Origin of the sequence: Oxalobacter formigenes, assembly GCF_002127965.1 — a bacterium.
GTDB classification, from domain to species: Bacteria; Pseudomonadota; Gammaproteobacteria; order Burkholderiales; family Burkholderiaceae_D; genus Oxalobacter; species Oxalobacter formigenes.
This window is the reverse complement of the sequence record NZ_CP018787.1, coordinates 2452281-2468871: the sequence shown is the minus strand read 5'-3', so window position 1 is coordinate 2468871 and position 16591 is coordinate 2452281. Positions and strand designations below refer to the sequence as shown.

The window sequence follows — 16591 nt, the reverse complement described above, 5'->3', positions numbered from 1 at the left end:
TGGGCGTAAAGCGTGCGCAGGCGGTTGTGTAAGACAGATGTGAAATGCCCGGGCTCAACCTGGGAATTGCATTTGTGACTGCACGGCTAGAGTGTGTCAGAGGGGGGTAGAATTCCACGTGTAGCAGTGAAATGCGTAGATATGTGGAGGAATACCGATGGCGAAGGCAGCCCCCTGGGATAACACTGACGCTCATGCACGAAAGCGTGGGGAGCAAACAGGATTAGATACCCTGGTAGTCCACGCCCTAAACGATGTCGACTAGTTGTTGGGTCTTAATTGACTTAGTAACGCAGCTAACGCGTGAAGTCGACCGCCTGGGGAGTACGGTCGCAAGATTAAAACTCAAAGGAATTGACGGGGACCCGCACAAGCGGTGGATGATGTGGATTAATTCGATGCAACGCGAAAAACCTTACCTACCCTTGACATGTCAGGAATCCCGAAGAGATTTGGGAGTGCTCGAAAGAGAGCCTGAACACAGGTGCTGCATGGCTGTCGTCAGCTCGTGTCGTGAGATGTTGGGTTAAGTCCCGCAACGAGCGCAACCCTTGTCATTAGTTGCTACGAAAGGGCACTCTAATGAAACTGCCGGTGACAAACCGGAGGAAGGTGGGGATGACGTCAAGTCCTCATGGCCCTTATGGGTAGGGCTTCACACGTCATACAATGGTGCATACAGAGGGTTGCCAACCCGAGAGGGGGAGCTAATCTCAGAAAGTGCATCGTAGTCCGGATTGAAGTCTGCAACTCGACTTCATGAAGTTGGAATCGCTAGTAATCGCGGATCAGCATGTCGCGGTGAATACGTTCCCGGGTCTTGTACACACCGCCCGTCACACCATGGGAGCGGGTTTTACCAGAAGTAGGTAGCTTAACCGTAAGGAGGGCGCTTACCACGGTAGGATTCGTGACTGGGGTGAAGTCGTAACAAGGTAGCCGTATCGGAAGGTGCGGCTGGATCACCTCCTTTCTAGAGAAAAGCGACTATCAAGCGTTCACACTTATCATCTGTTACTTTAAAAGAACAGGAACTGGTCGGTACAGGCGAGAAATGCTGGGATACTGATCCAAAAGGGTCTGTAGCTCAGTTGGTTAGAGCACCGTGTTGATAACGCGGGGGTCGTTGGTTCGAGACCAACCAGACCCACCATCCGAAATAGGGGGTTTAGCTCAGCTGGGAGAGCACCTGCTTTGCAAGCAGGGGGTCGTCGGTTCGATCCCGTCAACCTCCACCACAAAGGCCAAATCAAAACACTTTGAATAGATAAAGTGATTTGATTTGGGCTTTAAGAGTTCGAAGAAGTAAAAGTTCTTTAACAATCTGGAAAAAAGTAAGAAGTAAAGCCAATAATCTGAAGATGAAGCCGAAGATTATTGGATTGGGTAGTGATTGTAATCAGAAGTAAAAGAAGTAATCTCAAGAAGTTTGATTGCTTTGGATACGGCAACGTAAACTCAAAAAACTGTATAACGGGTTCTCGAAAGAGAAATCAAAGTTATAGAGACAAGCGACAAAGTGCACAGGGTGGATGCCTTGGCGATTACAGGCGATGAAGGACGTAGAAGCTTGCGATAAGCTGCGGGGAGTTGGCAAACAAACATTGATCCGCAGATTTCCGAATGGGGAAACCCGACCTTAGGGTCATCAATAACTGAATCCATAGGTTATTGAAGCGAACGTAGCGAACTGAAACATCTAAGTAGCTACAGGAAAAGAAATCAACCGAGATTCCCAAAGTAGTGGCGAGCGAAATGGGAAGAGCCTGCAAGAAATAGTGAAATGAGATAGTGGAACATTCTGGAAAGGATGGCAACAGAGGGTGATAGCCCCGTACACGAAATCCATTTTACAGTACTAAGCTTGCGACAAGTAGGGCGGGACACGTGAAATCCTGTCTGAAGATGGGGGGACCATCCTCCAAGGCTAAATACTCGTAATCGACCGATAGTGAACCAGTACCGTGAGGGAAAGGCGAAAAGAACCCCGGGAGGGGAGTGAAATAGATCCTGAAACCGTGTGCATACAAACAGTAGGAGCCTGTATTAATACGGGTGACTGCGTACCTTTTGTATAATGGGTCAGCGACTTACATTCAGTGGCGAGGTTAACCGAATAGGGGAGCCGAAGAGAAATCGAGTCCGAACAGGGCGAGAGTCGCTGGGTGTAGACCCGAAACCAAGTGATCTACTCATGGCCAGGATGAAGGTGCGGTAACACGCACTGGAGGTCCGAACCCACTAACGTTGAAAAGTTAGGGGATGAGCTGTGGGTAGGGGTGAAAGGCTAAACAAACTTGGAGATAGCTGGTTCTCTCCGAAAACTATTTAGGTAGTGCCTCAAGTATCACCATTAGGGGTAGAGCACTGTTATGGCTAGGGGGTCATCGCGACTTACCAAACCATTGCAAACTCCGAATACTAATGAGTGCGAGCTTGGGAGACAGACATCGGGTGCTAACGTCCGGTGTCAAGAGGGAAACAACCCAGACCGCCAGCTAAGGTCCCAAAGATTGGCTAAGTGGAAAACGAAGTGGGAAGGCTAAAACAGTCAGGAGGTTGGCTTAGAAGCAGCCATCCTTTAAAGAAAGCGTAATAGCTCACTGATCGAGTCGTCCTGCGCGGAAGATGTAACGGGGCTAAGCCAGTCACCGAAGCTGCGGATATCCGTAAGGATATGGTAGGAGAGCGTTCTGTAAGCCTGAGAAGGTGTGTTGAGAAGCATGCTGGAGGTATCAGAAGTGCGAATGCTGACATGAGTAGCGATAATGGGGGTGAAAAGCCCCCACGCCGTAAGCCCAAGGTTTCCTGTTCAACGTTCATCGGAGCAGGGTGAGTCGGCCCCTAAGGCGAGGCAGAGATGCGTAGCTGATGGGAAGCAGGTTAATATTCCTGCACCGTCGTTAGATGCGATGGGGGGACGGATCGCGGAAAGTCGTCCGGGTGTTGGAAATCCCGGTTATTGATTCGAAGGAGGCTACTAGGCAAATCCGGTAGCGTAATCCAAGGAATTGAAACGAGTGGCCTTGTGCCGCGAAGCGATTGGAAGTGGTTCCAAGAAAAGCCTCTAAGCTTCAGTCTAACGAGACCGTACCGCAAACCGACACAGGTGGGCGAGATGAGTATTCTAAGGCGCTTGAGAGAACTCGGGAGAAGGAACTCGGCAAATTTGTACCGTAACTTCGGGATAAGGTACGCCCTTGTATCTTGACTGGCCTGCGCCAGAAGGGAGAAGGGGTTGCAAAAAAATGGTGGCTGCGACTGTTTAATAAAAACACAGCACTCTGCTAACACGAAAGTGGACGTATAGGGTGTGACGCCTGCCCGGTGCTGGAAGATTAAATGATGGGGTGAGAGCTCTTGATTGAAGTCCCAGTAAACGGCGGCCGTAACTATAACGGTCCTAAGGTAGCGAAATTCCTTGTCGGGTAAGTTCCGACCTGCACGAATGGCGTAACGATGGCCACACTGTCTCCTCCCGAGACTCAGCGAAGTTGAAATGGTTGTGATGATGCAATCTACCCGCGGCTAGACGGAAAGACCCCATGAACCTTTACTGTAGCTTTACATTGGACTTTGAACCAATCTGTGTAGGATAGGTGGGAGGCTTTGAAGCGTGAACGCTAGTTTGCGTGGAGCCGACCTTGAAATACCACCCTGGTTTGTTTGAGGTTCTAACCTTGGCCCGTTATCCGGGTTGGGGACAGTGTATGGTAGGCAGTTTGACTGGGGCGGTCTCCTCCAAAAGCGTAACGGAGGAGTTCGAAGGTACGCTAGGTACGGTCGGACATCGTGCTAATAGTGCAATGGCATAAGCGTGCTTAACTGCGAGACAGACAAGTCGAGCAGGTACGAAAGTAGGACATAGTGATCCGGTGGTTCTGTATGGAAGGGCCATCGCTCAACGGATAAAAGGTACTCTGGGGATAACAGGCTGATTCCTCCCAAGAGTTCATATCGACGGGGGAGTTTGGCACCTCGATGTCGGCTCATCACATCCTGGGGCTGTAGTCGGTCCCAAGGGTATGGCTGTTCGCCATTTAAAGTGGTACGTGAGCTGGGTTTAAAACGTCGTGAGACAGTTTGGTCCCTATCTGCCGTGGGCGTTGGAAGTTTGAGAGGGGCTGCTCCTAGTACGAGAGGACCGGAGTGGACGAACCTCTGGTGTACCGGTTGTCACGCCAGTGGCATCGCCGGGTAGCTAAGTTCGGGAAAGATAACCGCTGAAAGCATCTAAGCGGGAAACTTGCCTCAAGATAAGACTTCCCGGAGCCTTGAGCTCCCTGAAGAGTCGTTCGAGACCAGGACGTTGATAGGCTGGGTGTGGAAGCGCAGTAATGCGTTAAGCTAACCAGTACTAATTGCTCGTGAGGCTTGTCTCTATAACTTTGATGGTTATAGAAGATGTTGCCTGTAAACATGATCTATACTAAAATTCTTACCGATTTCCAGATTGGGTTGTTCGTTTTGAACGGACAACCGACAAGTTATGCCTGATGACCATAGCAAGTTGGAACCACCCCTTCCCATCCCGAACAGGACCGTGAAACGACATTGCGCCGATGATAGTGCTGCAACCAGTGTGAAAGTAGGTTATCGTCAGGCAATTATCCCAAAAAGCCCCTAACTAACCTTAGGGGCTTTTTTTATTCTTCCAAAAACAATTCCTTTGTATCCAGTTCCGCTTCCTCTGCCTGATTGTCCTACCTTTCCACTCTCTTGCTCCTCCTTTGTTCGTCTTTCGAATTTATCTTCCAAACGGTTACCCTCTAAACTCAACACCTGAAAACAGCTTCCATACAAAACTCTCTTTCCTTCTTCTCTTCTTTCTTCTCCGGCAAATGTGTGCTTTCTTCTGGCGTTTGTCAAAAACCATTTCGCCCGACCCTCCTGAATGCCCCCTTTCTAACGATCTGAACCCTGTCTACAGATTGTGCTGATTCTTCCGGCGCTTGTTTTAAACGATGTCATTTCGTGAGAGGAAACATTTCGTATTTCATAATGCATTGCGTTCGTTTGTTGTGTTTTTTTGAAAGAGAAACATCGCGGAACTTGTATGTTTATGCGCTTGACGAAATATTAATATGTTTGAATTGACCGTTTTTCGCAGGTAAAAAGCAAGAAGTGAAGCTATGACAAATCAATAAGACTGGCGCAATCGAATCTTTTGCTGGTTTAAATATCTTTCATCCAGCTATGAAGATGGTTTACCCACTGAACGGCTTTCAGCTTCGTCTCTTTTTTAATGCGTTTTGCTTGTGAGAAGAGTTCTTCAAAATTGACTTCCGGTGATTTTCTGAACGCCAGAATGACGATGTTACCGCCATCGACTTCGGGTAACCAGACGACGGAATCAAAACTTTCCTGTATGGATTCGACGCTTTTGGTCCTGTTTGATTCATCACCGAAAATATTGATTGTCATCATGCCGTCAGGAGTCAAGGCATCGGCACAGCTTTTGTAAAATTCCGGAGAGTCGAATACGGGCGCAGCTGCGTTTTCGTCATAGAGATCGACCTGGATGATGTCTATCTCATTCTGATTTTTCCTGGCTTCAATGTAATCGAAAGCGTCTGTCTGGATGACCTTGAGCCGATGGTCGTTTTCAGGCAAATGAAATGCATTCCGGCAGATTTCGATGACGTTTGGATTCAATTCAATGGCTGTGACGTGAGCATCGGGGAAATGCTGATAGCAGAATTTGGTCAATGCGGCACTGCCCAGTCCCAACTGGACAATGTGTTTCGGATTTTCCTTGAAAAGCATCCAGACCATCATTTGCTGGACGTAATCCAGAACGATTTCATAAGGATGGTTCAGACGCATTGCGCCCTGTATCCAGTCGGTTCCAAGGTGTAGAAATTGAACGCCTCTGAATTCGGTAAGCGTCACTTCCGGGAATGGCTGGTTTTCCTGTATTGAATCGGATGGTTTTTTCATCTTTATGTAGAAAATGATTTAGTCGATAAAGTCGCTTATCCGGTTGAGATCGAGACAATGACGGCTTTCAAAATGATGAATTTTTTCTGAAACCGGATCTTTGAAGCTAACCGATTTTGCAACGAGCTGGAGCGGATATCTGAATTCTTCTGCCTGCATTTCATCAGTGACGGCTTCTGGTAAATGAACGGGATATATCCGGTCGTTCAAAAGCGGGATACCCAGTGAACACATCTGTATCCGGAGCTGGTGTTTCCGGCCAGTCACCGGTTTCAGGTGATAGTGGGCAAATGCATTGCTTTTTTGCTGGATGCTGATTTCCGTTTCGGCGTTCGGCGTGCCATCAGGTATGACCCGCATTCTCATGAAAGAGTCCCCTTCCTCGATCCTGCTGCGGTATCTCATCGGAAAGGCGATGTCATCACGATATGGGGCAATGGCCTCGTAATGCTTGGAGACAAAATTTTCCCGGAACAGGCGTTGATATAAATTACGTCCTTCCGGTTTGACGGAAAAGAGAACAAGTCCTGCTGTTTCCCTGTCAATTCTGTGAATAGGGGTCAGTGTATCGATACCCAGTTTTTTCCTGAGCCGCACAAGAAGGGTTTCACTGACATATTTCCCGGATGGGGTGACAGGCAAAAAATGAGGTTTGTCGGCGACGACCAGCCAGTCATCCTGATAAAGGACAGTTTCCTGAAAAGGGTTTGGTCGTTCATTCGGAAGATAGCGGTAATAGTAGAGTTTCTGATAGGGCGTATAGGGAGCTCCGGATGAAAGCGGTGTGCCGTTTTCATTGAGAACGTCACCAGCAATGACGCGTTTTTGCCATTCTTCTTTTGTCAGAACGGGAAATCTTTCCGAAAGAAAATCTTCCATAGTTTTCCAAGGACCTTTCGGCAGGGAAACCTGACTGGCCGTGATGCCGTTTTTGGACGGTATCGTGATTTTTTTTAAATGTCGCCCTGAGAAATTCATTAGGATACAAAGCCGGAAAAAAATTAATTTCTAATGTAAGAGTGGATTTTAAAACATTTTTTCCAGATTTTTTCGTTACGGTTCCACTCTATGAGATGTCAAATATGGAGGAATAATGAGTATTTCTCTGTATCGTCAAATTTCTTTATGTCAGAATTGAGAAAAATGGTTTGCGTGATTGTTCATGGATGAGGAGTCCTTATGACTGCCAGAAATGCTTTTTATGCTCAATCCGGCGGGGTAACTGCCGTTATCAATGCATCCGCCTGTGGCGTGATAGAGACGGCCAGAAAATATCCGGACAAGATCAAAAATGTACTGGCTGGCCGTAATGGTATTGTCGGTGCATTGACTGAGGAGCTGATCGACACCGGCAAGGAGAGCCGTGAAGATATTGCCGCCTTGCGGTATACGCCGGGCGGTGCTTTCGGTTCATGTCGTTACAAACTCGCCGATCCTGAAAAAGACCGGAAAGAATTCGAGCGTTTGCTGGACGTGTTCAGGGCGCATGATATTGGTTACTTTTTTTATAACGGTGGAGGCGATTCAGCGGATACCTGTTACAAGATTTCCCGTTTTTCCACCCTGATGGGATACCCGATTCAAGCCATTCATGTACCGAAAACGATCGATAACGATCTCCCGTTGACCGATTGCTGTCCGGGATTCGGTTCGGTTGCCAAATACATTGCTGTCTCGACGGTCGAGGCGTCCTTTGATGTCCGTTCCATGTGCAGGACGTCCACAAAAATATTCGTCCTCGAAGTCATGGGGCGTCACGCGGGATGGATTGCCGCTGCGGGCGGTCTTGCAGAAAATTATGGCATTCCGGTCGTCATCCTGTTCCCGGAGGTGGAATTCAACGAAAAGAAATTTCTGGCACAAGTGGAAAACAAGGTCCGGCGTCACGGTTATTGTACGGTAGTCGTATCGGAAGGATGTAAATATCCGGATGGAACCTTTCTTGCCGATCAGGGTGCCCGGGACGCATTCGGGCATGCCCATCTGGGAGGCGCGGCACCGGTTGTCGCCAATATGATTTGTGAAGAACTGGGATATCCGTTTCATTGGGCGGTAGCCAATTATCTCCAGAGATCGGCGCGGCATATCGCATCCGCCATAGACGTCGAGCAGGCATATGAAGTCGGTGCTGCTGCGGTCAATCTGGCGTTGCAAGGTAAAAATTCAGTGATGCCGACTATCGTAAGACTGTCGAGTGAACCTTATCGTTACGAAATAGGGGTGGCCGATCTGGAGAACGTCGCCAATGTCGAAAAAATGATGCCGAAGAGTTTTATCCGTGACGACGGGTATGGCATTACCGAAGAGTGCAGAAAGTATCTCCAGCCATTGGTTCAGGGTGAAAATTATCCGCCCTACAAAATGGGATTGCCAGAGTATGTTACGTTGCAAAATACGATGGTTTCGAAAAAACTTCCGCCATTCGACAAGAAAATATAAAGGAAAAGTAAAGCTCTGCTTATATAAAAAGCAGGTAAAAGACAATAAAAAAGCCCGAATCAAATTCGGGCTTTCGACATTCTGGGGTGGACGATGGGGCTCGAACCCACGACAACAGGAATCACAATCCGAGATTTTTTATAACTTAATTATTTGATTTTTATAAATAAAGTCGGATTTTTTTGGAATTTGGAAAAATCTTGTAACCCGCATGAAATATAGGGTCATTTTTGTCATCTTCCAAAGAAATTTCACTGTTTTTAGTCGTGTTTTCTGACTGTATTGCTTATTTTTTAAGCATTGCTTTTGTTGAAAAACAGCAATTTTTTTACCTTGATGAGGCTTATACTAATGTATGAATTTATTGTATCTGGTTATTTTTTATCAAATTTTAATATTTATTTGTAACTAGTTTTTAGTTACAATTAGCCTATAGCTACCATTTGTATGGCAAAACACGATAGAACAGTTGCAGCTCTCAGGAAAAGACCTATCCCATCTAACATAAGGTGGGATGATGTAGTGTCTCTACTCAAAAGCCTTGGTTTTGAGTTGGTGAAAGGTAGCGGATCAAGAAGAAAATTTTTTAATAAAGATAAGAATGTCTTAATTATTTGTCATGAGCCACATCCGCAATCTTATATAGATAAGGGATGTGCCAGTGATATTCATGAGAAGTTAAAAGAAAACGAGCTCATTTAGGAAAGAATATGGATATCCTCAAATATAAAGGGTATGAAGGATCCACTGAGATTGACATGGATCGAGGTGTTTGTAGAGGAAAGATCCTTTTTATTAATGATCTTGTTACCTATGAGGCAGAAACTCCATCCAAGTTGAAAGTAGAATTTGAGGCCGCTGTGGATGATTATATCGATACTTGTCATCAATTAAACAGGGATCCCCAAAAATCTTTAAAAGGCCAATTCAATGTACGTGTTCCGCCTGAATTACATCGAAAGGCAGTTAGAAAGGCAATGGAAAATGGAGTTTCATTAAATGAAATTGTTTCCCGGGCACTTTCGGAACACTTGATGAAAAAAGAGAAAGTGGCTGAAAAAATAAGTCTCATAGCACCAGGTATAGAAAAGGCGTTTTTTATTACGATGCAACAATGGAAAGCTACTGAAAACCAATTTTTCAATTTTGTTCAAGGAAGTGAAATCAGTTTAAAGTCAGCTGAAAATGAGGAAGGCCATGTCTGTTACCACTAAAAAACCTGTTCCAGTTAATCCGCTTTTGTCAGCTGAAATGCTGACAGAGCTTTTGATTAAACATTACGATTTTCATGAAGGATTCTTTAGTTTAGCTGTTGAATTTCAGATTGGTACAGGTACTGTTGGACCATCTCCAGAAAAACGCTCACCCGGAGTAATGATTGGTATTGCAAAAATTGGACTTGTTGAGACGGATGAAGCTACGCCTCTATCGGTGAATGCTTCAATATCCAATCCAGCAAAAAAAACAAGGAAAAAAGTGACTAAAAAAGAAAATATAGTGAATGAAGAATAAATAAGAATACCGGTTAAAAATCGGCCTTCTTATTTTGTGGTTTTGCTCGCTAGATCCGGTGGCGGTTATATGTACCATACGGTCGCTTACAGATCATTGATCTTCTGTCAACAACCAGAAAACGGTGGTAGTGGTCTAGTTTGAAATTTCAGAATTACGCTTTTTATATGCCCCACGCTTTTTGGGCTGTTCTTTCTCTTTGAGAAGGCCGATGATTTCCTCGTGCGTCCAAACATGATCGGTCAATCCTGCTTCCATTGCTGGAGTAACGCGCAAGGTTTTGTGAATTTTGCAGTAGTTGTAGTGCATAGCGAACAAGCTAAATGCATGAATGTGATTGTCCAACTTCTTTGAAAACGCATTGGTAAGCCGCGTAAATCGGCGATTCTGCATCCGAATTGTCAAATTGGTGCGCTCTACATATGACGTTGAAACCAAGCTTTTAACTGGTGTGCCAGTAATCGGCGTTTTCTTGATCCCAGTACATTCTGCCGGACTGTATTTTCCTTTCAAGTTCTCTGGCGCAGTTCCGTACATTTTCACAAGCTGTGCATAGTCCACGTCTGCGCCGAAAGCCTCCTCCACGGCTATCAGATAAGCCTTATGGCCGTCCGTTGTAAGCTGCACCCGATTAGCAAGACGACCGCTTAAATCGTCCATAAAGGCTAATGCGCATTCGGCATCTCTGGTGCCGACAAGGTAGGACACCATCAATTTGCTGTCACTATCAATCGCTGTCCATGTCCAAACATCCCCTGCGCCATCCGGCGCTGCTTTGGCGGTTGCGACATTCTTTTGCTTGGCATAGCAAAAACTCCAAATCTCGTCGCACTCGATGCGCTTGCTTTTCAGGTCACGAATATTGACATCCATGTAGTCGGCGCAAGCCTGTCCAGCATCCGCCAGAAGCTTTAACACCGTCATTTTGCTGGCATCAGATACACGACACACGGCGTTAATGCCTATACCCTCACAGAGTAGAGCAAGGATATTTGCGCGTTCGGCGGTATCTAGGCGGTTCATGGCAATCCATTCCGTTGATTTCAGAATAGATTATATGCTTGAGTAAGTGTGGTGTCAACTGATATTTGCGCTATACGGTAGTGTTTTAATGAATTGCTCCATCCAGCAAAAGTCAGGTTGACCTTGTTTGGTCACGGGCAACTTGATCACAGATTCACGCATCCTTTCCTGATGCCACTTGCGGCCATAACTGAAGCGATATTTCTCTTGGCGAATAAGCGCGCAGATAAACATGGCTATTTCTGGCGTCAATTCAAATCCTAGTGGGTACAGAACATTCACATCATCTGTTGCCCAATGTGGCTCTGGCTGAAAGAAGGCTTCACCTACAGAGCCGTTGTAGCTGACGCTGATAGTGCCTCCTTGATGAATGGCGCTTTGCCCAATGTACGCCGTAATGCCATTGTCCGCATCAGACGCGCCGACATAAGGTATTTGGCCGGGCAACATATTGGCTTTCGTTAGGCGAAGTCCTTTGCGAACATCAAACAACTCCCCCAGTCTGAATTGCATCCACTTGTTGGTGCGAAGGGGAGGTATTGGAGAAGACAATACCGCTTTTGAAGATTTTGTGAATTTCCCCACCCTCGCTTTAGATACGAATTCGGGAAGATCGCTCAGGCTAGGCAGCAAGATGCCCTTCAAGGTCTTGTTAGCTTGCCTGCCATAGCTGTATCTATATTTATTAGAACGTATGCAATGCGCATAGAACAATTTGACCTCATCACTCATCGGGTGCAATGGAGTCAGATAATAAAGGTCTCTTCCTGAATAAAATGGTTCTGGTTGCAAGAAAGTTTCTAATACCGACCCACCTCCAGCAACGGTTAAAACTCCTGATGGTATCGGTTCAAGACCCGCTACAGGCGCAACCCTTGCAGAAACCCCATTATTCTTTGCCGTCCTTGAAACGAAATTGATGCCACTCGGAGATAATTTAAGCGCGTTCAACTCCAAATTCGAGCCGTACCTCACATCAAACAAATCATCAAGACGAACGAGCTTCATTTTTTGCCGCTTCCACGGGTCATTTTGAAGACCGCATAATTCTTCACCACCTGCTCAAAAACCTCCGGCGTGATAAGGTCATAATCGGTTTCCATATACGCTTCTGCACACCATTCATCATTCGCTCCAACGCGCCACAAAACGCTCTCGCCAGCATGAACTTCGCGGTTGCGAAACATGTTTAGCCAATGCGATTTGATGCCTCCCCATCGCTCTTGTGCATCTATCCTCCCCCTGTGTTTTGCCTTGAGAAAACCATCATCTTTCCAGTAGCCAAACCATGTTTTTCTTCGGCCGGATTGATGCGGAACATGCGCCCTGAAAACCATTACGCACGTTACGACTCCTACCGGGTAGAAAAGATCATCTGGCATAGACATGACCGCTTCCAGCGTGTGCTTTTCAAGCAGGCGCTTTTTTATCTCTGCGCCCCGCCCATCTTGGTAGAGAGCGCACCGCATTGGAACAATGGCAACCACAATGCCGTTTTGTTGGATGGCAGATAAATTGTTCTCGACAAACTCCAACTCATCTATACCCGTGACATCGTTATATGGAGGATTTAGCAGGCCAACTGTTGGCTTGTAGGCGGCTGCGTCTTGAATTTTCTTGAAGCAATCTCCTTTGATGATGTTGGTTTTCCCATCCCCATGAATGATCATGTTGGAAACAGCGAGGGTGAAAATATGATCTTGATACTCGATCCCGATCAAGCGTTCTTTCTTGATGTTTTCAATTTCTTTGCTGTCGCCCTTGGCAAGAGCAACCATTTTTTGCATAGCCGCAATGAGGAATCCTGAGGTGCCGCAACAATTATCAAGCACAACGCTATCCTTCGTAACGCCTGCTATATCGCAAAACAATTCCGTAATGTGTGCAGGCGTCAATACAATGCCTAACGCACTATCGTTGTTCGCGTATTTCAAGAACTCAACGTAGCAGTGACTCACTATGTCGAAATACTTATTTGACTTGATGAATGGGCGAACTTCCTTCTGGATGTCAGCAACCAACTTTATCAAGTACCCTTCGTCAATGAGTGCTGTATGGGATTTAATGAAGTTAAATGCCTGCTGCATTTCATGTACGCGAGTACTTGGAATATTGGCATATTCCAATTTTTGAACGACACTGGAAACAAGGAACTCGCTTAATCGCTTCGCGCTCCTATACCCTGAAAAAGTGTCATGAAACGTATCATCCTCTAACGCAATCAAAATTCCGCTAAACAAAATTGCACGATTATTTTCAGGAATTTTCTTCTTGTGCAATTCTTCGTTGAGTGTGCGCGTGTATTTGATCAGACTTTCATAATCAACGCGAAAGCGCGATTTTTTGTACTGCTCGATCAGGTCATTAAATGGGTACAGCTTGTTCGGATTTAATATCTCCTGAGAGTGCTTTTCATCCTTTAGCTGTATGAAGTGATTAACGCGCAATTCATTTTTATTTTGCCCGCTCACACCAACGTATAGAACGTCCTTTTCTTTCGACAGATAGCCCGCGTAGAGCCTAGCGCCATCCACTGCATAATCAGTGTAATTCGTGAGCGTGTCGCTTTGGTGTCTTGCGGTATCTGCTTTGCATTCCACGACGCAGACAAAATCTTTAGCCACTGTTGGGCTGGTTATGATGAAGTCAGGATAACCCTTGCCGCTGCCACGCTTGGAGGCATTTTTCAGGAGTTTATCTATGGTTGGATCGGCAGTTTGTTCGCGTTCAATGATGACTGACGCATCGTTCTCATACCCAAGCTTTTTGAGCCAATCTCGAACTAAATCTACCGTGATGGCTTCATTTTTCCCCGTCTTGGCACGGCTTTTGCGGGGGGGGGGGTAGATGACCACCTAGTCTCTGCCGCCTTCTTTCCTTGTTCCGAAAGCTGCTCTTTGGTTAGGTTCTCGGCACGTTTTGCCCCGCCAATTTTCCCGCCTTTACTGCTATTGGCCTTTCGGCCAGTCAGCGGCTTGGGTTTCTCTTCTTCTCCAGTAGCTTGCTGGAATACCGAGAAAGCGACCTGTGTAAAATCCTTTTTGGTTGCCATTTTCTGTTCTTGTCAAATATGCTGGATATAGGGTGCATCATGGCAAAATATGATGTTTTGCGCTAGCAAAATGTGCGAATAATGCACGGTTTTGCACATAATATGTCCAAAATCGCCTGATTGCCTGCTGAATGCAAATTCAGGATTTCAAACTAGACCACTACCAAAACGGTTACGCGAACCGCCATATCACATCAGTTAACGACATAATTGGCGCATGAAGTTGCAGCAACAAGCATTGTTGCTCTTTTGTATTCGTGGGACAACAAATTAAATAAAGTTATCCACATTTATAATGGAAAACCAATAAAAAAGCCAACGCGTTTTGTCGGCTTTTTTGCGAATCATCTTCCAAAATTTTGGAATTTATCTTCCAAAAAAATTCAGGCGACTGGTAAGTTATTGATTTTATGGGGTGGACGATGGGGCTCGAACCCACGACAACAGGAATCACAATCCTGGACTCTACCAACTGAGCTACGTCCACCATTGATGAAAATATTCTAGCAGACTGAATATTTCAACGAATTTGAGATTATACGAAATTCCCTGAAAAGAGACAAGGCTGTTATTTCTTTAAAAGCAGATTTACTCTCTTCAAATCATCTTCATTCAATGTTCCGGCGGCCTGTTTCAGTCGGAGTCCGTTGATGATGGTATTGTTGCGCGCATTGGTCAAATCGCGTCTCGTCATGAAGACCTGTTGTTCGGCGTTCAACACATCGATATTGATACGGACACCGACTTCATAACCGAGCTTGTTGGCTTCAAGGGATGACAAGCTGGCGACTTCGGCAGCTTCAAGTGCCCTGACCTGCGAAAGGCCGTTGTTCACTCCGAGATAGGATTGGCGTGCCAGCTGGGCGGCACTGCGGCGTGACGCTTCCAGATCGTTTCGGGCCTTGTCTTCCAGAGAGACCGCTTCCTTTACCTTGCTGGTGACTTCGAAACCGGAAAAAAGCGGGATGTTCCATTGCACGCCGACCACTTTTTGCGTGTTGAAGGTCTGGATTCCGCCATTGGTGTCGATCATGTACTGATCGCGGTTGGTATGGTTGTATGAAGCGACCAGATCGACAGTAGGCATGTGACCAGCTTGAGTGGCTTTAATGTTTCGTTTGGCAACTTCACGAGACAGACGATACTGAACGACCTGATAATTCTGGTTTTCAGCAGAGCTGACCCATGATGTCATCACATTCGGTTCCGGGGCGGAGAGTTTGACGCCTTTTTTCAGCGGGTCCAGTTCGCCCGGCGGGTGGCCGATAATCTGTTCCAGAGCGGTCCGTTTGACTTCAAGATCGTTCAAGGCGCTGATTTCATCTGCTTCAGCCAGATTGTAGCGGGCCTGCGCTTCATGGGTATCCGTAATCGTCGTTGTTCCGACCTGAAAACTGCGCTTTGCCAATTCGAGCTGCTGGGCAACAGCAGCTTTCTGTGCCTTGGCGAAAGTGACGACGTCTTCAGCAGCCAATATATCGAAATAAGCTTGCGACACACGCATCATCAGATCCTGCTGTGCCTGTGCAAACTGGGCTTCAGAGATGGATACCTGCAGTTTGCTTGTTTCGTAATTCTGGTAATTGGCCCAGTTGAAAATCGGTTGGGTCAGCGCGATGGTGTATTTGTTTTCGTTATAGTTCAGTCCTTCGAACCAGTTTCGTCCATAACCACCTGATGCGGAAAGATTTGGCAACAGTTTTGCCAGTCCCTGTGTGCTTTTTTCCTGACCGGCCATCAATGACGCTCTTGCACTGGCGTATTGAGGATCGTTGGCAAGGGCTTCCATGTAGGTTTGCATCAGGTCGGCCGCAAGAACATTGGTGGCAAACAGGCATCCGACTAAAACAGGTATGGCAGAACGATAGTGCATACTTACTCCAAATATGTTTTGGAACGATTGTTTTTATGATTTCAAAACCGGAATGGCGAGCGCCCCGGTTGTTCTTTCAATGGTTTTACCGATGTTTGAAATAATATCCCGGTCTTGATGTCCATGGCTGAGTTTTTCTGTAAAAATATTGCCTGAACGCAAGGTTCTGTTCCATAAAATACAATCATTCTTCCGTTGTCCGCAAGTTTATCTTTAAACGTTTCGGGAATGTTTGAGACTGATCCAGAAAAAACAATTACGTCAAACAGGCGATCTCTGGCATAACGCTCGATCAAAAATCCATTGTCATGGATAACCTGGACATTCTTTATACCGTAACGGTCCAGATTATCTTGAGCCTGCTGCTTCAATCCCTCTTCAATTTCAACAGTGGTAACGTGTCTTGATTGGTGAGACAGGAGGGCGGCCATATAACCCGATCCGGTACCGATTTCAAGGACGGTATCGTCCTTGCGCAATCCGGTTTCCTGTAACACCAATGCTTCAGAAAGGGGCGTTAACATGTTCTGGGCATAAGGAAGCGGAATTTCCATATCGGCAAAAGCGTATTGCCGATATTCGGATGGCACGAATTCTTCACGCCGGATGGCTGAAACGGCATCGAAAACCTCTTTTACGTGCACGCCGCCGGCACGTAACTGGTTTTCGATCATGTTGATGCGCGCTTCCTGCATGATTGCCTGACGAAAAAATTTATTTGACGCATGACATTTTAACAAATGCAGGCATGC

General features: G+C 46.3%; 12 protein-coding genes, 3 tRNA genes, 2 rRNA genes and 1 other annotated feature. Of the genes, 8 read left to right on the top strand and 9 right to left on the bottom strand.

Features of this window, described 5'->3' with window-relative positions; translation table 11 throughout:
• Positions 1-973 (top strand) — a sequence feature (16S ribosomal RNA rRNA prediction is too short).
• Between the two features lie 103 nt (positions 974-1076).
• The 4 genes from BRW83_RS11625 (at position 1077) to rrf (ending at position 4605) form a co-directional block, all read left to right on the top strand.
• Positions 1077-1153: transfer RNA gene (locus BRW83_RS11625), tRNA-Ile, on the top strand.
• Between the two features lie 9 nt (positions 1154-1162).
• A tRNA-Ala gene (locus BRW83_RS11620) sits at positions 1163-1238 on the top strand.
• A 267-nt stretch (positions 1239-1505) separates the two neighbouring features.
• Positions 1506-4382, top strand: a 23S ribosomal RNA gene (locus tag BRW83_RS11615).
• 110 nt (positions 4383-4492) lie between these two features.
• Positions 4493-4605, top strand: a 5S ribosomal RNA gene (rrf, locus tag BRW83_RS11610).
• Positions 4606-4623: 18 nt separating this feature from the next.
• Here the strand turns inward: rrf and BRW83_RS11830 are convergent.
• From BRW83_RS11830 to BRW83_RS11600, 3 genes are all read right to left on the bottom strand, one after another.
• Positions 4624-4869, bottom strand: coding sequence for a hypothetical protein (locus BRW83_RS11830; RefSeq protein WP_145814901.1), 246 nt, complete (start codon positions 4867-4869; stop codon positions 4624-4626).
• A 306-nt stretch (positions 4870-5175) separates the two neighbouring features.
• The gene (locus BRW83_RS11605; RefSeq protein ID WP_005879154.1) at positions 5176-5940 is read right to left on the bottom strand and encodes a fused MFS/spermidine synthase; all 765 of its coding nucleotides are present in this window, start codon (positions 5938-5940) and stop codon (positions 5176-5178) included.
• Between the two features lie 18 nt (positions 5941-5958).
• The gene (locus tag BRW83_RS11600) at positions 5959-6819 is read right to left on the bottom strand and encodes a pseudouridine synthase (protein ID WP_315897814.1); all 861 of its coding nucleotides are present in this window, start codon (positions 6817-6819) and stop codon (positions 5959-5961) included.
• A gap of 300 nt (positions 6820-7119) precedes the next feature.
• On the opposite strand from BRW83_RS11600, the gene BRW83_RS11595 reads away from it, so the two are divergent.
• The 4 genes from BRW83_RS11595 (at position 7120) to BRW83_RS11580 (ending at position 9891) form a co-directional block, all read left to right on the top strand.
• Entirely contained in the window at positions 7120-8379 is a 1260-nt protein-coding gene (locus tag BRW83_RS11595; protein ID WP_005879156.1) for a 6-phosphofructokinase, read from the top strand.
• Between the two features lie 522 nt (positions 8380-8901).
• A complete protein-coding gene (locus tag BRW83_RS11590; RefSeq protein WP_157658866.1) occupies positions 8902-9081 on the top strand; it encodes a type II toxin-antitoxin system HicA family toxin in 180 nt (59 codons plus the stop codon).
• 8 nt (positions 9082-9089) lie between these two features.
• The gene (locus BRW83_RS11585; RefSeq protein ID WP_005879157.1) at positions 9090-9593 is read left to right on the top strand and encodes a type II toxin-antitoxin system HicB family antitoxin; all 504 of its coding nucleotides are present in this window, start codon (positions 9090-9092) and stop codon (positions 9591-9593) included.
• Complete coding sequence (locus BRW83_RS11580) at positions 9577-9891, top strand: hypothetical protein (protein WP_005879158.1); 315 nt, start codon at positions 9577-9579, stop codon at positions 9889-9891. The genes BRW83_RS11585 and BRW83_RS11580 overlap by 17 nt, the downstream gene beginning before the upstream one ends.
• A gap of 135 nt (positions 9892-10026) precedes the next feature.
• Here BRW83_RS11580 and BRW83_RS11575 read toward each other — a convergent pair whose 3' ends face one another.
• The 6 genes from BRW83_RS11575 to BRW83_RS11550 form a co-directional block, all read right to left on the bottom strand.
• Entirely contained in the window at positions 10027-10914 is an 888-nt protein-coding gene (locus BRW83_RS11575; RefSeq protein ID WP_036602406.1) for a DDE-type integrase/transposase/recombinase, read from the bottom strand.
• A 54-nt stretch (positions 10915-10968) separates the two neighbouring features.
• A complete protein-coding gene (locus BRW83_RS11570; protein ID WP_005879160.1) occupies positions 10969-11922 on the bottom strand; it encodes a restriction endonuclease subunit S in 954 nt (317 codons plus the stop codon).
• On the bottom strand, positions 11919-13769 hold the full coding sequence (locus BRW83_RS11565; RefSeq protein WP_086131817.1) for an HsdM family class I SAM-dependent methyltransferase: 1851 nt from the start codon (positions 13767-13769) through the stop codon (positions 11919-11921). Before BRW83_RS11565 ends, BRW83_RS11570 begins: the two co-directional genes overlap by 4 nt.
• Before the next feature lie 608 nt (positions 13770-14377).
• Positions 14378-14453: transfer RNA gene (locus tag BRW83_RS11560), tRNA-His, on the bottom strand.
• Positions 14454-14534: 81 nt separating this feature from the next.
• On the bottom strand, positions 14535-15839 hold the full coding sequence (locus tag BRW83_RS11555) for a TolC family outer membrane protein (protein WP_005879163.1): 1305 nt from the start codon (positions 15837-15839) through the stop codon (positions 14535-14537).
• A gap of 41 nt (positions 15840-15880) precedes the next feature.
• Positions 15881-16513: a protein-L-isoaspartate O-methyltransferase family protein gene (locus BRW83_RS11550; protein ID WP_231284529.1), complete on the bottom strand. Its 633-nt coding sequence runs from the start codon at positions 16511-16513 to the stop codon at positions 15881-15883.
• Positions 16514-16591 lie beyond the last annotated feature (78 nt).